The organism is uncultured Chitinibacter sp., assembly GCF_945957625.1.
Classification (GTDB): Bacteria; Pseudomonadota; Gammaproteobacteria; order Burkholderiales; family Chitinibacteraceae; genus Chitinibacter; species Chitinibacter tainanensis.
The window spans coordinates 553737-571832 of record NZ_CAMFLP010000001.1 but is presented as its reverse complement, the minus strand read 5'-3'; the positions used below and the strand labels follow the sequence as shown (position 1 = coordinate 571832).

Genomic DNA, 18096 nt, shown 5'->3' with positions numbered 1-18096 from the left:
TTAAGCTAAACTCGCCAGCTATTAGTTCCAGCACAGCAGCACGTAGTTTTTCTTGCCACGACGCAGCAGTGTGTAGCGGTCAAACAAGCGATCTGCTGCGCTTAAGGCATGGTCGGCGGCTTCAACTTTCTGGCCATTGATCAGCACCGCCCCGCTTTGCACAAAGGTGCGGGCTTCGGATTTCGATTTGGCAAGACCACCGGCCACCATGGCGTCCAGCAAGCCACTAGCAGCGCTATCCAGCTGAATGCTTGGCATGCCGTCTTGCGCCAGCTGGGCAAAATCCGATTCGGTCAGCGCGGCCAGCGAGTCGCTAAACAGGTTTTGCGAAATCCGCTGCGCGGCTTCAACGGCAGCCTGACCGTGCACAATCGCAGTCACCTGCTCGGCCAGTACGCGCTGGGCCTGTGGTTTTTGGCCACTGGTTTTGTCACTTTCTTCCAGCGCATCAATCTCGGCCACAGACAGGAAGGTAAAGTACTTCAGGAACTTATACACGTCCGCATCGGCCGTATTGAGCCAGAATTGGTAGAAGGCGTACGGCGAGGTTTTGCTAGCGTCCAGCCAGATGGTGCCGGTTTCGGTTTTGCCGAATTTAGTGCCGTCCGATTTAGTCACCAGTGGCAAAGTCAGGCCATACACTTGTTGTTGATTCAGGCGGCGGGTGAGATCGGTGCCGGCGGTGATATTGCCCCACTGGTCCGAGCCGCCGATCTGCAGTGCACAACCGTAGCGACGATTCAGCTCGGTAAAATCATAGCCTTGCAGCAGGCTGTAGGAAAATTCGGTATACGAAATACCCTGATCTTCCCGCGCAATGCGCTGCTGCACGGCTTCTTTTTTGATCATTTGGTTAACGGAGAAATACTTGCCAATGTCACGCAGGAATTCCAGCGCGCCCATGCCGCCAAACCAGTCGTAGTTGTTGGCCATCAGGGCAGCGTTGTCACCTTCAAAGCTTAAAAATGGCGACACTTGCGCGCGGATTTTCTCGACCCAGCCGGCGATCACATCCGGCGTATTCAGTTTACGCTCGGTGGCTTTAAAGCTGGGGTCGCCAATCATGCCGGTGGCGCCGCCCACCAGGGCGATCGGTTTGTGGCCGAACTGCTGGAAACGCTTGAGCACCAGAATGGGTACCAGAGAACCAATGTGCAGGCTATCGGCGGTGGGATCAAAGCCGCAATACAAGGTCACAGCCTCTTTATCCAAGAGTTCGGTCAAGGTCGCTTGATCGGTGCATTGCGCGATCAGGCCGCGGTCTTGCAAATCCTGTAACAGATGAGGCGTGGGCATACGGGGCTCCAAAGGGGAAAACACAGCCAGCTCGCGCGAAGGCTTAGCTGGCTAATCAAAGCTGACTATTCTAACCCAAACCGTCGGCAAGCCCAATCTACCCAGGCATAGCGGCTTTACCTCCATATACCACTCGCCGTATCAGCTGCTAAGTCATGCTTGATAAGGGCTAGCTGCAGATACCTATGAGTGCATTTTCACGCGCAAGCCGTGCAGCGCAGTACTGAGCCGATGCGCCGCCGCTGGTATAATTGCCGTTTTGTTTGTCCGGCGCTGTATCGACTTATGACTTTGCCTGCCCTGCCTCGTGCCTCTGAACGTTTGCAATTGCCGCTGCCGCATGGCTCGGGCGATGCCCGCCTGCTGGCCGAATATGCACAGCAAGTGGCAACGCTGGTTGTGATCACCGCCAGCGCGCAAGAGGCGAGCCGCCTGCGCGATGAGCTGGCGTTTTTCCTGCCGGGCAAAAACGTAGTGCAGCTCCCCGATTGGGAAACCCTGCCCTACGATCATTTCTCGCCCCATAGCGATCTGATCAGCCAACGGCTGGCGGCGCTGTGGCAGCTGCGCCAGGGTCAGGCCGACGTACTGGTGGTGCCACTGCAAACCGCGATGGGTGTACTGCCACCGGTCGAGTTTCTGACCGGTACGACTTTTTTCCTTAAAAAAGGCGAAAAGCTCGATGCCGAGCAGCTGCGCGCCGATATGGCGCTGGCGGGCTACAGCCATGTGACGCAGGTGTATAGCCCGGGCGAATTTTCGATTCGCGGTGGCTTGATTGATTTGTTTCCGATGGGCAGCCCGCTGCCCTACCGGATTGATCTATTTGATGACGAAATCGAAACCATCCGCACCTTCGATGTCGACACGCAGCGCAGCTTATATCCGGTACCGGAAATCCGGCTGTTACCAGCGCGCGAATTTCCGACCGATGATGCGGGCAAAACCAAATTTCGCCAGCGCTTTCGCGAAGTATTTGAAGGCGCGCCCAGCAATGCCCGGCTGTACAAAGACATTAGCAATGGCATCATTCCGGCCGGCATCGAATACTACCTGCCGCTGTTTTTTGATCAGACTGCCACCTTGTTTGATTATCTGCGCGCCGACTTTGCCAGCGAGGGGGTATTGGCCCTGCACGGTGATTTGGCGGGGGCTGCCGAGCAATACTGGCAAGATATCGCCGAGCGGCACAAACTGAATATCGGCGACAAAGATCGCCCTTTACTGCCGCCACGCGATCTGTTTCTAGCGCCAGATATACTCTTTGGCCAGCTCAAAAAATACCGCCGGCTAGAGCTCACCGCCGGCAGTAGTCTTGTGACCAGCGCCCTACCCGCGCTGGATGTTGATCGCCGCAGCGAAAACCCATTGCAAAAACTGCAGCAGTACCTGAGCACCTACGCCGGCAAAGTGATCTTGGTGGCCGAAAGCCTCGGCCGGCGCGAAACCATGGCGCAGTTTTTTGCCGAATATGGCCTCAGCGCACAATTAGGCGACAGCTGGGCCGACGCGCTGCAGAGCGGCGCGGGCGTGCAACTGATCGTGGCGCCGCTGTATCGTGGCTTTATCTGGCAGGACGACGGTATTGCGCTGATTACCGAAGCCGACCTCTACCCGGCTGTGGCGCAATCGCGCGGCAAAAAACAGCAAAAACGCAGCAATACCGACAGTATGCTGCGCGATCTATCCGAGCTAAAAATCGGCGACCCGGTGGTGCACGAAGCGCACGGCATCGGCCGCTATATGGGTCTTACCTCCATGGATCTGGGCGATGGGGATACCGAGCTCTTGCTGATCGAATACGCCGGCGGCGATAAACTGTATGTGCCGGTAAGCCAGCTGCATGTGATCTCACGCTATTCCGGCGGTGCGGCCGATAGCATTCAGGTGCATAAACTCGGCTCGGGCCACTGGGAAAAAGCCAAACGCAAAGCTGCCGAGCAGGTACGCGATACCGCAGCCGAGTTGCTTAACCTTTACGCCCGCCGTGCCGCCCGTGAAGGCCATGCCTTTGAATGGACAGCGCATGATTACGAAGCCTTCGCGGCCGGTTTTGGCTTCGATGAAACCCCTGATCAGGCGGCGGCCATTGAGGCGGTACTGGTGGATATGCGGGTGAAACAGCCAATGGATCGGCTGGTGTGCGGCGATGTGGGCTTTGGTAAAACCGAAGTGGCGCTGCGCGCGGCGTTTTGCGCGGTGGCGGGTGGCAAACAGGTGGCCGTGCTGGTGCCGACTACCCTGCTGGCCGAGCAACATTTTCAAACCTTTAGCGACCGCTTTGCCGATTGGCCGATCAAAATTGCCGAGCTCAGCCGTTTCCGCTCAGGCAAAGAAACCGCCGCCGCCCTCAAAGGCTTGGCCGAAGGCACGGTGGATATCGTGATCGGCACGCATAAACTGGTGCAGCCGGATATCGAATTTGCCAAGCTGGGTTTGGTGATTATCGACGAGGAACACCGCTTTGGCGTGCGGCAGAAAGAGCAACTGAAAGCCCTGCGCGCCAATGTGGATGTGCTCACCCTCACCGCCACGCCAATCCCGCGTACGCTGGCGATGAGCCTGGAAGGCCTGCGCGATTTCTCGGTGATTGCCACGGCGCCAAGCAAACGCCTGGCGGTGAAAACCTTTGTGGCCAAATACGGTGATGGCATTATCCGCGAAGCGGTACTGCGCGAGCTGAAACGCGGTGGGCAGGTGTTCTTCCTGCACAATGAAGTCGACACCATCGACAATATGCGCGAAAAACTGGCCAGTTTGTTGCCGGAGGCGCGCATCGGCGTTGCACACGGGCAAATGCGCGAGCGCGAACTTGAGCATGTGATGCGCGATTTTCACCAGCAGCGCTTTAATGTGCTGCTGTGTACCACCATTATCGAAACCGGGATCGATATCCCGAATGCCAATACCATCGTGATGAATCGCGCCGATAAATTCGGCCTGGCGCAGCTGCACCAGATGCGCGGGCGGGTGGGCCGTTCGCACCATCAAGCCTATGCCTATTTGCTGGTGCCCGATCCGGAAGGCCTCACCACCGATGCGAAAAAACGCCTAGAAGCCATCCAGATGATGGAAGAGCTGGGTTCGGGCTTTTATCTGGCCATGCATGATCTGGAAATCCGCGGGGCGGGTGAAGTTCTGGGTGACTCGCAATCGGGCGAAATGCAGGAAATCGGCTTTGCGCTGTACTCACAAATGCTCAAAGAAGCCGTCAAAGCCTTAAAAGCCGGCCGCGAGCCCGATTTATCGCAGCCATTGGGCGTAACGACCGAGATTAATCTGCATGCGCCAGCCTTATTGCCGAATGAATATTGCCCGGATGTCAACGAGCGCCTGAGCCTGTATAAGCGCCTCGCCAGCGTAGAAAATGCCGATGAGCTGAGCGATATTCATCAGGAGCTGATCGACCGCTTTGGCCTGCTGCCCGATGCCACCAAAGTCTTACTCGATTGCCACCGTCTGCGGCTATTGGCCGGGCCGCTGGGAATTAGCAAAATTGATGCGGCCGATACCGCGATCATTATTCATTTCCTGCCCAAAACCCCAGTTGAGCCGATGAAGATCATTTCGCTGATTCAAAGCAAGAAAAACTACAAACTGGCTGGGCAGGATAAATTGCGCATTGAAGGCAACTGGCCGGAAGCCGTGCTGCGCGCGGTGCGGGTGAAAGAGCTGCTAGCCGAATTACAAGCCTAAGGGGTATTGCCCTGAAAGCTTTATTTTTCAGTTATTAGCTGCAAATACGTGGCTGGGTATCTGCCAATCCGACTCGATGTCGTGGCTAAATTGGCGGGGCGGGCCGCCAGCTCGCCGCACACCCGATTGCGCCCGGCGAGCTTGGCGGCATACAAATGTTGATCTGCAATTGCCAACATGCCCTCGGGTTGCAACCACGGGTTAGGCTGAGTGCAGGCATAACCAATACTGACCGTGACCGGCCCGCCCTGTGGGCTGCGCAGCGGCAAATTGCCCAGCGAAGTCTGGATGGCCTGCGCGATTTGAATTGCCGTCGGCGCTGGCGTAAAGCCCAGCAAAACCAGAAACTCTTCACCACCATACCGAATCAGCACATCATCAGCCCGCTGCGCATAGGTCCGCAAGACCTGCGCCACGGCCTGCAAACACTGATCGCCCACTTGATGGCCAAAATGATCGTTGTATTGCTTGAAATGATCGATATCCAAGAGCAGTACCGACATGCAGGCATGATGCCGCGCATGCTATTGCCAAAGCCGTGGCAGCTCCGTCGTGAGCAGCCGGCGATTGCCCAGCCCCGTCAGCGGATCATGCAATGAGAGATGCTCCACCGCAGCCTCAGCCCGTTTGCGCATGGTGATATTGTGATGCGAGATCACCACATGCTGCCCATCGCCACTGCGACTGAGCTGCATCATAAACCAGCGCTCTACCGTGAGGCTGTGGCAGGGATACTCCATTTCCCCGCTCTCCTGCTGACCTTGCAGCATGGCCATGATTAAAGCAGCGGCCTGCGTAGCATCGGGATCAGTACTTTGCTGACACACTTGCAGGTAATTGCAGCCGAGCCAATTGTATCCGGCCGGCATGCCGTTTTCTTCGCCAAACAGCTGCCATGCCGCATTGACATACACAATGCAGCCCGCGGCATCAATCACCGCGATCTGGGCTTCCAGTGCATCAAGGATGGTATTGAGCGAAAGTTGCATACACCGGCCTTACGGGTTGGCTACATTCCACCATAGCCGCTGACCGGGGTTTTGCTAGCGAGGCATGAAGGAACCGAAATGAACGGCTGCTTTGCCAGCCGGCAGGTACATGGCTAGCCAGCTTAACTCTTGCTTCACCAGATGCATTAACTGCAACACCAACTCTGGGGATGCGTTAGTAGCAAACCAATATTCTTTGCGCCACACGGCGTGTTCGATATCCAGTGGCTCGGCGGGCTGTTGGTATTCATCAATCGCTGCGCTGGCTTGCTGATAACCCACCATGGCTAACAGCTCATCGAGCGGGCTGATTACTTGCGAGACTTCCAGCACAAACGCTGACATCTGCTCATTCTGCACCTGTAAATTCGCGTAGGTTTGGCAATTTAAATCCAGGGCGATAAATCCGTCCCGGCAACATGTCGGGCAGGCAAACGCCAGCGACTGAAAAACCAGATGCTGCAAATGTGCTTCCAGCTCAGTGAATGCCTGCAATATCGGTTTATGCCCGCAGCGGTGCTGCGCAGTCGCAGGGAGGAATAGATCCGCCATACTGGACCAATCCTTTTGCTATTTGTAATTGATTGACATTATACAGAAAGAATTGTGACATCAGTTTGTGCACAGCCAAACGGCTTTGTGGTGCTAAATGAGTCTCGAACCTGGCCATCATCGAATTGCAGCATTTGCCGTTTATGCTGCTGGCAACGATGAAATTTTGATGACGCCCGCCCCTTGGACGCCCATGTACGCCAGCCACGATAAATTGGTGATCTTTGATGCCGATGGCACGCTGATCGACGCCTTTGATGCCATTGCCCAGACTTTTCGCCTGCGCGGCATGGATATTGGGGATCTGGCGCGGTTTCAAAAGCGTCGTAATCTATTCAAGTATTTTGGCGGACTGAAAGAGTTTCCCAAAAATTTGGTGCGGCAAAGCACGCCGCAGCAGCGCAAAGAGCTGATTAATACCCTGACCGAAGTCTATCGCGATAGCGCCCAGCTCTACCCCGGAGTGGCGGCGCTGTTACAACAGGCGCTAGATACCCCAGGCCTGCGAGTGGGCATGGTCACCCGCAATATCACCCATCAGCCGGAATACACCTTGCAGCACTTGTTTGCCCGCCATGGTGTGGCGCTGGAGCAGCTGGATTTTCTGGCCTGCATTCCGCTCAAAATGGAAAAAACCTGGCATTTTCGCCGCGCGCGTGAAGACTTGGGCATCAATCCATCGCGGGTCTGGGTCTGCGGCGATGAGCACAAAGACTATCAGGCGGCCCTGGCGGCAGGGCTCAATCCAGTGATTGTCAGTTATGGTTTTGAAGACTATCAGCGCCTGCATCGCAAATATGCGATTCCCGATGAGCAAATCGTCCGCAGCCCGGCGCAGCTCTGCGCACGCATGAGCCATACCCTTGAGCTGCCAAGCATGGTGCGGCTGGAGCTTGAAATTGACAGCCTAGGTTTATTAAATAGCGCGGTTTAAAGATACCAACACGGGTATTGCTCTACGGGCTTTATTTAGCTTGAATTTCAGGGCTATACCCTAGCCTGCTAGCATCGCCTTGGCTTGCTCGAGATATAAATCGGCCACTTGCGCCGCTTGGCGCGATTCGCGCAGCGCCATATTCCAGCGCGCCATGGTGGCGCGTAATGCGCGCGGGCAGCTGATGGCTTCTATCTCGCGGATCAGCGGTTTGGCCATCAGCCCTAAGCAGGCGCTGCTGCTATTGATCATCAGTGTTTTGACTTGAGCGAGCTGTTCGGGGGCGGCCGCTAGAGGGGCTTCGAGTGGGCTGGTTTCAGGTTCCACCACTGGCTCTGCGATCGTGAGATTGCTCGACGTAGTTTCGACGCTCGCCGGCGCTTGCCAAGCGGCGACGGCCGCAGCCAACTGGGTTTGTTGCTCGGCACTGTATTTGGGCAGCACTTGCCCTGTTTGGCTCAGCTGCACAATCAGCCCCCGCTCGGCCAATTGGCTGAGCCGTTGCCCGACGGATGGGCTATTGAGCATGCGCATCAAGGAGGCCACATTTTTCTCACCATCGATCAGAATCAGCAAATGCCGCAGCTGAGCCGGCAGATCTTGGCTACGCTCGCGCAAGGCGGCCTGACCTTCGGCGGTTTTGTTATAAATGCGGGCAAGATATTCAGGCTGGCGATGCATGGGGCAATCCGTTTCAGGGCAAACAAGCATTCAACGGCAGCATCATAAGGCACTGATATTGCAGGCTAACGAAGTTTTGCCAACGCAGATTGTAAGCCCTTCGATCTAGCGCAAGCTTTGTGTGGGCGAGATTGGCTATGCTGAAGATCATCGCCGGAGCCCAGCATGCTAAGCCAACTTTTTCAGCCCAAACTTTTATCTAGCCTGCGCGGCTATAGCCGCCAGCAATTCGGGCTGGATCTCGCCGCCGGGCTCACTGTGGGTGTGCTGGCTTTACCGCTCGCCATGGCCTTTGCCATCGCCAGTGGCTGCAGCCCCAGTAGCGGCATCTGGACGGCCATCGTCGCCGGTTTATTAATCTCGCTGCTGGGTGGCTCGCGTGTGCAAATCGGCGGGCCCACTGGGGCTTTTATTCCGATTGTGTACGGCATCGTCACCGTGCACGGCATGGGGCAACTGCAAGCCGCCACCATGCTGGCCGGCGCCATCTTGTTACTAATGGGCCTGAGCCGGCTGGGGCAACTGATTCGCTTTATCCCGGTGACGGTGGTTATTGGCTTTACCAATGGCATCGCCGTAGTGATTTTCCTAGCCCAGATTAAAGACTTTTTCGGCCTACCAGTGGCGCAAGTGCCAGCCGAGTTTTTTCAGCGCGCGCAGGTTTTGCTGCAGGTCGCACCGCAGTTTGATCCGGTCACCACCTTGCTCGCCAGCGGCTGCTTGGTTTTTCTGCTGCTCTACAATCGCCTTACGGTATTTCTACCGTGGCTGGCGCGTATTCCGGGGCCACTGACCACGCTCGTGCTCGGTACGCTAGCGGCGATCGTGCTCGATTTACCGGTCGCCACCATCGGCAGCCGCTTTGGCGGGATCAGCGCCGAGCTACCCGCCCCCGCCTTGCCCAGCATTAGTCTGCATCTGATCGGTGCGCTGATTTCCCCCGCCATCACCATTGCCCTGCTCGGTGCGATTGAATCACTGCTGTCGGCCAGAGTGGCCGATGGGCAAATTGATGATCAGCATGACCCCAATCAAGAACTGATGGCGCAGGGGCTGGCCAATCTCTGCGCCCCCCTTTTTGGCGGGATTGCCGCCACCGGCGCCATTGCCCGCACGTCAACCAACATCCGCTGCGGTGGGCGCACCCCTATTGCCGGTATCGTGCATGCCGTGGTGCTACTGCTGATAGTTGTACTCGCCGCACCACTGGCCGCTCATGTACCGTTGGCGGTGCTGGCCGCGATTGTGATGGCGGTGGCGCTGCATATGGGCGATTGGGCGGCGTTGCGCGAATTACACCGCTATTCGTGGAATTATCGCAGCATTTTACTCAGCACCTTTATCCTCACGGTGCTGTTTGATCTCACGATTGCGGTCGAGATCGGCATGGTGCTGGCTTGCCTGCTGTTTATCTATCGCATTGCCGATCTCACCCGGCTCGAGCTGCTGCCCTTACCAAGCAACGCCAGCCCCGAAATCAGTGCCTGGCGGCTATCTGGCTCGCTGTTTTTTGGCGCGGTGAACAAAATCGAAGCCCTTATCCAGCCTGGGCTAGCGCTAAAAAAGGTGCTGATTCTAGATCTCTCTCAGCTGTTTCAGCTCGATACCAGCGGGCTGGAAGCGCTACAAAATCTGCAGCGGCAATTACACAAGCAAGGCTGCCAGCTACTGTGCTGCGGGGTACTGCCGCAGCCAGCCTCGCTGATGCAACGTTCGGGTTTCACGCAGCAGCTGGGTGCGCAATGGCTTAGCCCCGACTTACACGCAGCCTTAGCCAGTGCAGAACAATATCTCAAGCAGGAATTGGCGGGTATAGCTTTATAGCCTAATTAATTCGATGAATTGATTGATATACATGGCGGGGTATGTTGCTTTTACTGTCGTACCAACCTAACCATGCCACCACTCGCCCGCTTGTCAGTCTGGCGGCTTTTGCGTATGATGCGCAACTTCCATTGCGGAAAGATGGATGAGTGGTTTAAGTCGCACGCCTGGAAAGCGTGTATAGGTTAATAGCCTATCGGGGGTTCGAATCCCCCTCTTTCCGCCAGTTTTTATAAGCCCTTGATCGATCAGCTAGTGCTGATTGCGCAAGGGTTTTTTTACGTCTTTTAATCGATGCGGCAAGTCTGCGATATAAAGGCGCTGATCACATCCTGCCCGTCTACTCTTAACACCGGCACCACACTGTCGCCGGCGAAGTAGCCTATGCACGTTAGGCATCCTTTCTTTTAAGCTCGACTGAGCTGTAATTCAAATCACCCATGTCTAGGTAATGTCATATTTCTGAGCGCCAAAGTCATATCAGCAAACGGTAATATTATGTAATTTAAATCCGCGCAATAAAAAACAAAACATAGGAATAATAAAATGCAGTGGATTATGAATTTGGATGTGAAATTTCGCTTATTAATCTTAAGCATTGTGGCCTTACTAGGAATGGCCAGCTTATGCATTTTGCAACTAAATACCCAACACACACAGCTATTAGAAAGTCGAAAACTACAAATCAGGCATGAGGTTGAAACCGCCAGCAGTCTGATTAAGCACTACCAACAGCTAAGCCAACAGGGTCTACTGAGCGAAACAGCCGCCAAGCAAGCTGCCGTAGCCGCCTTGCGGCAGGTTCGCTACAACCAGACAGACTATTTCTTCATTTTTGATACGCAACTGGTATATGTGCTCCAGCCGAGTAAACCTGAGGTCGAGGGGCAATACAAGGGTGATTTGCAAGATACCAATGGCAAATACTTGATTCGGGAAATGCATCAAGTTGCCCGCCAAGGAGGCGGCTATGTTGATTATTTCTTCCCGAAAGCAGGCGCCACTAAGCCAGAGCCCAAACTCTCATATGCCGTTTTAATTGAGGGCTGGAATTGGGTGCTGGGTACTGGAGTATATATTGATGATATTGAACAGGATTTTCAGCAAAGTCTTTGGTTGGGCATCGCCCAATTAATCGGGATGGCGCTACTCATCAGTGCCTTGGCCTGGCTAATTACGCATAGCATCGTGCATCAACTCGGTGGTGAGCCTAAACAAGCCATCCTGATTATGCAGCGAATTGCGGCTGGCGATTTACAGGTGCGAGTCAATCACGCGCCGGCGGGGAGCTTGTTGGCCACGCTCGATGGTATGGCCAAAGGACTACAACAGATCATCAGCCAGATTCGTCTTGATGCTGATGAGCTCTACCGCCAAGCAGCACATATTGCCGGCGCCAGTCAGCAAATCGCACAAGCAGCGCATAGTCAGGCCGATGCCACAACATCGATGGCTGCGGCCATGGAAGAACTCACGGTGAGCATCAACCATATCTCCGATCATTCGCAATTAACCCAGTACACATCGAAGCAGGCCACCGAGCTAGCCGACGCAGGTGTGAATCAGGTATCGGCGGCCTCTCGGGCAATGGAACAAATTGCACACACCGTCACCGGCGCTACTACACAGATTCGTCAGCTGGATAGCAAAGCCAGAGAAATCTCCGGGATTGCGGCGGTGATCAAAGATATCGCCGGACAAACCAATCTCTTAGCACTCAATGCCGCCATTGAGGCTGCACGTGCAGGTGAGCAAGGCCGTGGATTTGCCGTGGTAGCCGATGAAGTACGAAAACTCGCCGAGCGTACGGCTCATGCCACCATTGATATTGAGCAGATGTTGGCTAGCGTGCAGGGCGAAACTGTCTCAATCGTCAGCGTGATGGAAAGCGCTTTACCGCAAGTCATGCAAGGGGTACAGCTGAGTGGCCTAGCGACCAAATCGCTAGAGCAGATTTATGCAGGGGCAAGCGGCACCTTAATTCATCTAAATGAAGTAGCCAATGCAACACGCGAGCAAGGCGTGGCAAGCAATAATATCGCGGCAAGGGTTGAGGATATCTCGCAAATGGTCGAAGAAACCACGGCCTCGATCAGCCACACCGCTGACAATGCAGCCCAGGTGGATGAAATTGCGAAAGGATTGAAAGCCAAACTAAGCTGCTTCAAGGTATAGCCGCTCGCTGCGTCTGGCGGCTGAAGCCTGTAGACCTCGGTGCGCAGCAGAAGCTGTTGAACTAGGCTGCTGCGCACTTAGTATCACTGGCAAAGGCTTAGGAACGTCTGTCTAGACGCGAGGCTGATCGTGCTTAAATGAGCCCAGCAGCAAATCACATCTACTTTATTGTTTGAGTGTGGTGATGGGTTGCAGAAAAGCATTGATGGCTAGGACATCCACTTCAGACAATTGCGCCGTCATGGCCTTGAGCTTGAGCCAGGCGAGCAAGGTATCTGCACTGATGCGTATCAGCGCGCTCTACGTATTAAAGACTTGCTAAAAGGCAGGGGCAACGTGAACCACCACCTTACCCCTGTCCTTACCGGCAGTTGCTATTGCTGTTTGGCGGCCGCTATCACAACCTACCGTAAACCCAGCTGAAACTCATCTTTGCTGGGCCAACCACGCCGCGCGTAACTCAGCATACGGAACGCCCTCAATCACTAGCCCATCCAGCTGCCCGCCCTGTATCTGGGCACCTTGCCAATCACAATCTTCCAGCCTTGCGCCCGATAGGTCCACTCGGCTTAGCATCACCGGCTGCACATCACCGTGCCATCCCAGCGCCAGATCATGCAAATGGGCGCCACCCCAAGAGGCATGACAAATCTCCAGCCCAGCCAGGCGCGCGTCACCGATACGCAGGCCCGTGGCATTCACATTGTGCAGTCGCGCGCGCTCGATTGAGCTATTGACGATCTGCAAATCTGGCCAGCCACAATCGACCACATGTAATTCAGGCCGATATTCGCCTAAAAAGCCATGCGGTTGGCTAGGCGCCTCTGGCACCGCCGCGGCCACCTCTTTGCGAAAATAGCGATAGCCGCCACTGCAATCAGTCTCTTGATAGCCGCAGCGCTGATAAAAACGCGCATTATCGGCACTGGCCGCTGACGTACCCAGACTCCAGCTTTGCGCCGTAGGGTATTGCGCCTCAAGGAGCTGCAACGCGCGCTGCCCTAGCCCCTTGCGCCCGAAGGCTGGATCGATAAAAAACCAGTTGATGCTGATATCGCCCGCAAACGGCCCTTCCACGCAGATACCGCCAACCAGGACCTCGCCCAGACTCACCACCCAATATTGCGCCGCCTCAATCAAGTAGCGGATCATCTCGGCCGAGTTGTATCCACCGGGGCCCGCGGCGGAGTTATCAAGTGCATTCCATGGCCCCCAACGCTTGGCGTGCTCTACATAGGCCGCAGTTTGCATGGCTGCCAGCTCACGCGCATCGGCCTGGGTCGCGCGGCGGAGTTGCAGCGGCCATGCCAGTAGATCAGGCCGCGGTAACCGCCAGAAGGTGAATGGCTCACCATCATCCAGCGTTACTTCGCCGCGTGCGATAAAGCCAGCCTTTTGCACCACCCGCAGCGAGCCCTGATTCCAGTCTTTCACAATCGCCAGCACGGCGGCCAGTTGCGGACATTGCGCAAAGATGGCTTGCGTAAACGCCCGCACCGCCTCGGTCATCAGCCCCTGCCCCCAGTGCGCAGGGGAAAGGGCGTAAGCGATTTCCGGCCCCGTTTCATTCAGACCAATTTTGGGCCAGATCCCTAGCCAGCCGATAAGCTCACCGCTGTCACGCAGGCAGATGGCGGCCAGCCATTCGGGGGCTTGTGGATCAAACTCGGCGTAATGGGCAATCCACCAGTTGAGATAATCAGTAAGTTGAGGCCGGCTCATGGCCCAATCGGGCAAAACGGCCAGGATTTCAGCTTGCGCGATCAGCGCCAGCATTGCGTCAAGATCAGCGAGGGAAAAACGGCGCAGCACCAGCCGCGCTGTCGTCAGAGAAGAGAGCATGAGTGTACCTGAAATAGCGAATTCAAATTTGCCGCAAGCCAGCTCAGAACTAAGCTGCTTGCCAAGGAAATAGCGAGCCCGATGGCGCCTTAGGCGCGATCAGCTTGCTGAGTTGGGGGCAAATTAATTCGGCACAGGAATACACTCAAAGTCGATGTAAGGTATGGCGCCAGCATATTCCCACATAATTTATATGGTCAATACCAGCGCCGAGGGTGTCGCGAAACTGCTCATACCCGTCGCTTTATACCTCGTACATAAAGCGGTTGGTCATTTCTTGCAGATTGAGCTCATCTAGGATTTGCGCCATGCGCTCGCGCGCTTGCTTGCACGCCACACTGCTATTGCGGCTAGCAATAATCAGCTCGTTTTTCATCGAGTGCTCCCAGCCCACCAGCTCGGTCACGGTGACTTGATAGCCTTTCGATTGCAACAGCAAGCAGCGCAACACGTTGGTCAGTTGGCTACCAAATTCGCGGGTATGAATCGGATGGCGCCAAAGCTCGGCCAAGGGCGTGCGCGAGAGCGACTGGCTTTTGTGTTTGCGCAGCACGCTGGCCACTTCGGCCTGGCAGCACGGCACCAATACCATGTGCTGGGCATTTTTTTCGAGGCCAAAGCGAATCGCATCGTCGGTCGCGGTATCGCAGGCGTGCAGCGCCGTTACGATATCGATCTCGGCCGGCATTTCTTTGGCTGCGGCGGCCTGCTCGACCAGCATATCGAGGAATGTCATCCGGCTAAAGCCGCAGTTTTGCGCTAGTTCTCGTGATTTCTGTACCAGCTCGGCGCGAAACTCGGTGCCGTAGATGTGGCCTGCGGCTTTGTCTTTGAAAAACAGATCGTAAATGATAAAGCCCAGATACGATTTGCCCGCGCCATGATCCACCAGCGTGACGTGCTCGTGCTGGCTGAGCACATCGTTGAGCAGCGGCTCGATGAAATTAAACAGGTGATACACCTGCTTGAGCTTGCGACGGCTATCTTGGTTGAGCTTGCCATCCCGAGTCAGGATATGCAGGGCTTTTAGTAGCTCCACCGATTGGCCGGGGCGAATTTCAGGAATCGTGCTCATAAAATACTCTCCAGGGGTATAAGGCTAAGGCCAAATTAAATTAGCACGTCTAGCCAGATACCCACTTTAAAAATCAAAAGCCAAACCTTTGATCAGTTTGGTAAAAGTACCACCGCGGAACTGCCGATCAGCGGCGACAGTCTGCCAGCTGCAATCCCTGCCTACGCTCACGGCCTATCAGCCTGGCCGGCAGCGCATTTCTGTCGAATCTAGTCAGCCCTAGTTAGCCGCTAGAAATTGGCATTTTGGTAAAAACTGGTAGTCTAGCGCCCGGAAAGGCTGTTAGATCAGCCGCTTAGCAGTCGAGATGGTGTTTGAATGGCCGAGATTTTACCGCAAAACCCGCCGCGCGCGGACCGTAGCCCTGTTGCCAGCTGGCAGCGCCAGCATAAGCAATGGCTGGCCGCCGCTGTGTTAGTCCCCCTGAGTATGACCCTCACCGCCTATGGCGTGGTGGAATTCGGACCTCAGGTTACGACCACCTTTAGCACCGTCACCCAAACGCTGCCCACGCCGGAGCTGCGCGCCGAAAATGGCGATGCCAGCCTTAATCATGTGGAAGTGATCCGCAGTGGCGACAGCCTGAGCCGTCTACTGGCGCGGATGGGCGTGATCGATAGCGAGCTGCAGCAGTTTATTCAAACCGACCCCACCGCCCGCAAACTGTATGAACTCAGCCCGGGGCGTTTTCTGCAGGCCAGCACGCGCCCCGATGGGCTGATTCGCGAAATTAGCTATGTCACCAGCAAAGGCGAAGAAGTCCGCATCGGCCGCGAAAACACCACCCTCACCGCGCAAGCCAGCCCGGCGCAAACGCAGACCCAAACCTTTTTGAAATCAGGCCGGATTAATAGCTCGTTTTTTGCCGCCACCGATGCGGCCGATATACCCGATGCGATTACCCAGCAATTGATCGAGCTGTTTGCCAGCCGCGTGGATTTTCACCACAAGCTGCAAAAAGGCGATCAGTTCACCGTAATTTACGATGCCGAAGTGCATCAGGGCAGCTTAGTGCGGCCCGGTAAAATCTTGGGGGCGCAATTTATCAGCAACGGCGTGGTACACGAGGCGATGTGGTATGCCGATGGCAGCCCCAGCGGCAATTACTACACGCTTGATGGCGCCAGCCTGAAACAGGGCTTTATCAGCTCGCCAGTGAAGTTTTCGCGAGTGAGCTCTGGCTTTGGCATGCGTTTTCATCCGGTGATGTTTGACTGGAAACAGCATCGCGGCGTCGATTATGCTGCGCCGACCGGCACCGAGATTATGGCTACCGCCGATGGCGTGATTACCAAGCTGGCGCGCGAAGCCGGCTATGGCAATGTGATCGAAATTCGCCACGACGGCCGCTACAGCACCCTGTATGCGCACATGAATGCCTTTGCGCCGGGCTTGAAAGTGGGCAGCAACGTCACTCAAGGCCAAATCATCGGTGAAGTAGGCAGTACCGGCCGCAGCACTGGGCCGCATTTACATTACGAATTCAAAATCAATGGCGAGCAAGTGGACCCGCTGGCGGTGAAACTGCCCGAAGGTAAAAAGCTGACCAATCAGCAGCTATTGGCCTTTGGCCCGGTGGCGCGCAGCATGAAACGCCAACTTTCTATCGCCGGACAGGTAGAATTGGCGCAACTCGACTAATCGCGCCCAGGGCGCGTCTGCGCCATGACTGCTACTGCGTATTACATTGGCTTAATGACCGGCACCAGCCTCGATGGGATCGATGCGGTGCTGGTGGATTTTGCCCCCGCCGCCCCCCAACTGATTGCCACCGCAAGTGCGCCCCTCCCGGCCGATTTACGCGCCGAGCTATTAGCCTTGCAAAGCCCCGGCGCGAATGAGCTGCACAGGGCGGCGCTGGCCGCCAATGGCCATAGCCGGGCTTCAGCGGCCTTGGTGCAGCAATTACTAGCGCAAGCGCAGCTCAGCCCGGCGCAAATCAAAGCCATCGGCAACCATGGCCAGACCATCCGTCATCGCCCTGAGCTGGGGTATACGCTGCAAATCGGCAACCATGCTTTGCTGGCGGAAGATACCGGCATTACGGTGATTGGTGATTTTCGTTCGCGCGATGTGGCAGCCGGTGGCCAAGGCGCGCCGCTGGTGCCGGCTTTTCATCACGCACTGTTTGCCGCGCCCGGACGCAACCGGGTGGTGCTCAATATCGGCGGCATGGCCAATTTAAGCTGGCTGGGCGCCGATGGCTGGGTCACTGGCTTTGATAGCGGGCCGGGCAATGTGCTGCTCGATAGCTGGATCGCCCAACAACACGGCGCCAGCTACGACGCCGATGGCGCTTGGGCGGCCACTGGCACGGTGGATGCCGCGCTGTTAGCCTCGCTACTGGCTGAGCCCTATTTCGCCCTGCCCGCGCCTAAATCCACCGGGCGGGATTTATTTGATGCGGCCTGGCTGCACGACAAACTCAGTGCCTTTAGCGCGCTGGCCGCGGTGGATGTTCAGGCCACGCTGGCCGAGCTAAGCGCCCAGACCATGGCCGCAGCGATATTGCAGCTAGGCCAACCCGATGAAGTATTTGTCTGCGGCGGCGGTGCGTATAACACTGACCTGCTGCAACGCCTGGCGCGCCAGCTCGGCTGCCCGATCAGCACCACCGCGGCGCTTGGCGTCGCACCTACCTGGGTTGAGGCTTATGCCTTTGCCTGGTTGGCGCTGCGCTGCCAGCAAGGGCAAAGCGGCAATTTGCCCGCCGTAACTGGCGCACGGGGCGAGCGCATTCTGGGCGCGATCTACCCTGCCTAAACCATCGAAAGGGAAGTCATGGCCGAGCTAATCGATAAAGCCACGCTGCTGCGCGCCAGTAGCGCAGTGCAGGATTATTTAGCGCAAGAAATGGAAGTCGAAGCCAGCCAGCTGCAATGCCAGCTCCTGCTCGACTTTTTACTGCATAGCGAGTTTGGCACGGCGCTGTATCACGGTGCGCTGCAGGATGCTCAGCAGCAACTGCAGCGGCAACTGGAAGATCTGCCGCTGTACTGCCTGCCGCCAGCAGAGCGGCGACGTAACTAAAC

The 18096-nt window shown here is 56.1% G+C and carries 13 protein-coding genes, 1 tRNA gene and 1 pseudogene; 8 read left to right on the top strand and 7 right to left on the bottom strand.

Annotated elements, in window-relative coordinates:
• Positions 1-21: 21 nt before the first annotated feature.
• The gene (gene tyrS, locus QV747_RS02625) at positions 22-1296 is read right to left on the bottom strand and encodes a tyrosine--tRNA ligase (RefSeq protein ID WP_273428895.1); all 1275 of its coding nucleotides are present in this window, start codon (positions 1294-1296) and stop codon (positions 22-24) included.
• A 285-nt stretch (positions 1297-1581) separates the two neighbouring features.
• On the opposite strand from tyrS, the gene mfd reads away from it, so the two are divergent.
• Complete coding sequence (gene mfd / locus QV747_RS02620; RefSeq protein ID WP_273428893.1) at positions 1582-4992, top strand: transcription-repair coupling factor; 3411 nt, start codon at positions 1582-1584, stop codon at positions 4990-4992.
• A gap of 20 nt (positions 4993-5012) precedes the next feature.
• Here the strand turns inward: mfd and QV747_RS02615 are convergent.
• The 3 genes and pseudogenes from QV747_RS02615 to QV747_RS02605 form a co-directional block, all read right to left on the bottom strand.
• Positions 5013-5498 (bottom strand): annotated as a pseudogene (locus QV747_RS02615) (GGDEF domain-containing protein); the annotation flags it as partial.
• A gap of 18 nt (positions 5499-5516) precedes the next feature.
• Entirely contained in the window at positions 5517-5981 is a 465-nt protein-coding gene (locus QV747_RS02610) for a hypothetical protein (protein ID WP_273428892.1), read from the bottom strand.
• A 54-nt stretch (positions 5982-6035) separates the two neighbouring features.
• Positions 6036-6533 (bottom strand): hypothetical protein, encoded by a 498-nt coding sequence (locus QV747_RS02605; protein ID WP_273428891.1) that lies wholly within the window; start codon positions 6531-6533, stop codon positions 6036-6038.
• Between the two features lie 97 nt (positions 6534-6630).
• On the opposite strand from QV747_RS02605, the gene QV747_RS02600 reads away from it, so the two are divergent.
• Positions 6631-7467 carry an HAD family hydrolase gene (locus QV747_RS02600; protein ID WP_273428888.1) on the top strand — a complete coding sequence of 279 codons (837 nt, stop codon included), beginning with the start codon at positions 6631-6633 and terminating at the stop codon, positions 7465-7467.
• Positions 7468-7527: 60 nt separating this feature from the next.
• Here QV747_RS02600 and QV747_RS02595 read toward each other — a convergent pair whose 3' ends face one another.
• A complete protein-coding gene (locus QV747_RS02595) occupies positions 7528-8148 on the bottom strand; it encodes a hypothetical protein (protein ID WP_273428886.1) in 621 nt (206 codons plus the stop codon).
• 165 nt (positions 8149-8313) lie between these two features.
• On the opposite strand from QV747_RS02595, the gene QV747_RS02590 reads away from it, so the two are divergent.
• From QV747_RS02590 to QV747_RS02580, 3 genes are all read left to right on the top strand, one after another.
• Complete coding sequence (locus QV747_RS02590) at positions 8314-9972, top strand: SulP family inorganic anion transporter (RefSeq protein ID WP_273428885.1); 1659 nt, start codon at positions 8314-8316, stop codon at positions 9970-9972.
• A gap of 135 nt (positions 9973-10107) precedes the next feature.
• Positions 10108-10198 (top strand) — tRNA-Ser (locus QV747_RS02585).
• Between the two features lie 320 nt (positions 10199-10518).
• Positions 10519-12147: a methyl-accepting chemotaxis protein gene (locus tag QV747_RS02580; protein ID WP_273428883.1), complete on the top strand. Its 1629-nt coding sequence runs from the start codon at positions 10519-10521 to the stop codon at positions 12145-12147.
• Positions 12148-12573: 426 nt separating this feature from the next.
• Here the strand turns inward: QV747_RS02580 and QV747_RS02575 are convergent, their stop codons facing one another.
• The gene (locus tag QV747_RS02575; RefSeq protein ID WP_273428882.1) at positions 12574-13989 is read right to left on the bottom strand and encodes a GNAT family N-acetyltransferase; all 1416 of its coding nucleotides are present in this window, start codon (positions 13987-13989) and stop codon (positions 12574-12576) included.
• A gap of 244 nt (positions 13990-14233) precedes the next feature.
• Positions 14234-15064 (bottom strand): SAM-dependent methyltransferase, encoded by an 831-nt coding sequence (locus QV747_RS02570; RefSeq protein ID WP_273428880.1) that lies wholly within the window; start codon positions 15062-15064, stop codon positions 14234-14236.
• 318 nt (positions 15065-15382) lie between these two features.
• On the opposite strand from QV747_RS02570, the gene QV747_RS02565 reads away from it, so the two are divergent.
• From QV747_RS02565 to QV747_RS02555, 3 genes are read left to right on the top strand one after another with little or no spacing between them, the layout of a single operon-like run.
• Entirely contained in the window at positions 15383-16705 is a 1323-nt protein-coding gene (locus QV747_RS02565; protein ID WP_273428878.1) for a peptidoglycan DD-metalloendopeptidase family protein, read from the top strand.
• Positions 16706-16729: 24 nt separating this feature from the next.
• Positions 16730-17827, top strand: a complete 1098-nt coding sequence (locus QV747_RS02560) for an anhydro-N-acetylmuramic acid kinase (RefSeq protein WP_273428876.1) — start codon at positions 16730-16732, stop codon at positions 17825-17827.
• A gap of 18 nt (positions 17828-17845) precedes the next feature.
• Positions 17846-18094: a DUF2164 family protein gene (locus QV747_RS02555; protein ID WP_273428874.1), complete on the top strand. Its 249-nt coding sequence runs from the start codon at positions 17846-17848 to the stop codon at positions 18092-18094.
• Positions 18095-18096: the final 2 nt, after the last annotated feature.

Bases quoted from the DNA above. Each gene is read 5' to 3' on its own strand.
- QV747_RS02575 (WP_273428882.1), bottom strand. From the start codon at position 13,989: ATGCTCTCTTCTCTGACGACAGCGCGGCTGGTGCTGCGCCGTTTTTCC.
- QV747_RS02555 (WP_273428874.1), top strand. From the start codon at position 17,846: ATGGCCGAGCTAATCGATAAAGCCACGCTGCTGCGCGCCAGTAGCGCA.
- QV747_RS02600 (WP_273428888.1), top strand. From the start codon at position 6,631: ATGAGTCTCGAACCTGGCCATCATCGAATTGCAGCATTTGCCGTTTAT.
- QV747_RS02560 (WP_273428876.1), top strand. From the start codon at position 16,730: ATGACTGCTACTGCGTATTACATTGGCTTAATGACCGGCACCAGCCTC.
- QV747_RS02595 (WP_273428886.1), bottom strand. From the start codon at position 8,148: ATGCATCGCCAGCCTGAATATCTTGCCCGCATTTATAACAAAACCGCC.
- QV747_RS02610 (WP_273428892.1), bottom strand. From the start codon at position 5,981: ATGCAACTTTCGCTCAATACCATCCTTGATGCACTGGAAGCCCAGATC.
- QV747_RS02590 (WP_273428885.1), top strand. From the start codon at position 8,314: ATGCTAAGCCAACTTTTTCAGCCCAAACTTTTATCTAGCCTGCGCGGC.
- tyrS (WP_273428895.1), bottom strand. From the start codon at position 1,296: ATGCCCACGCCTCATCTGTTACAGGATTTGCAAGACCGCGGCCTGATC.
- QV747_RS02565 (WP_273428878.1), top strand. From the start codon at position 15,383: ATGGCCGAGATTTTACCGCAAAACCCGCCGCGCGCGGACCGTAGCCCT.
- QV747_RS02605 (WP_273428891.1), bottom strand. From the start codon at position 6,533: ATGGCGGATCTATTCCTCCCTGCGACTGCGCAGCACCGCTGCGGGCAT.
- QV747_RS02570 (WP_273428880.1), bottom strand. From the start codon at position 15,064: ATGAGCACGATTCCTGAAATTCGCCCCGGCCAATCGGTGGAGCTACTA.
- mfd (WP_273428893.1), top strand. From the start codon at position 1,582: ATGACTTTGCCTGCCCTGCCTCGTGCCTCTGAACGTTTGCAATTGCCG.
- QV747_RS02580 (WP_273428883.1), top strand. From the start codon at position 10,519: ATGCAGTGGATTATGAATTTGGATGTGAAATTTCGCTTATTAATCTTA.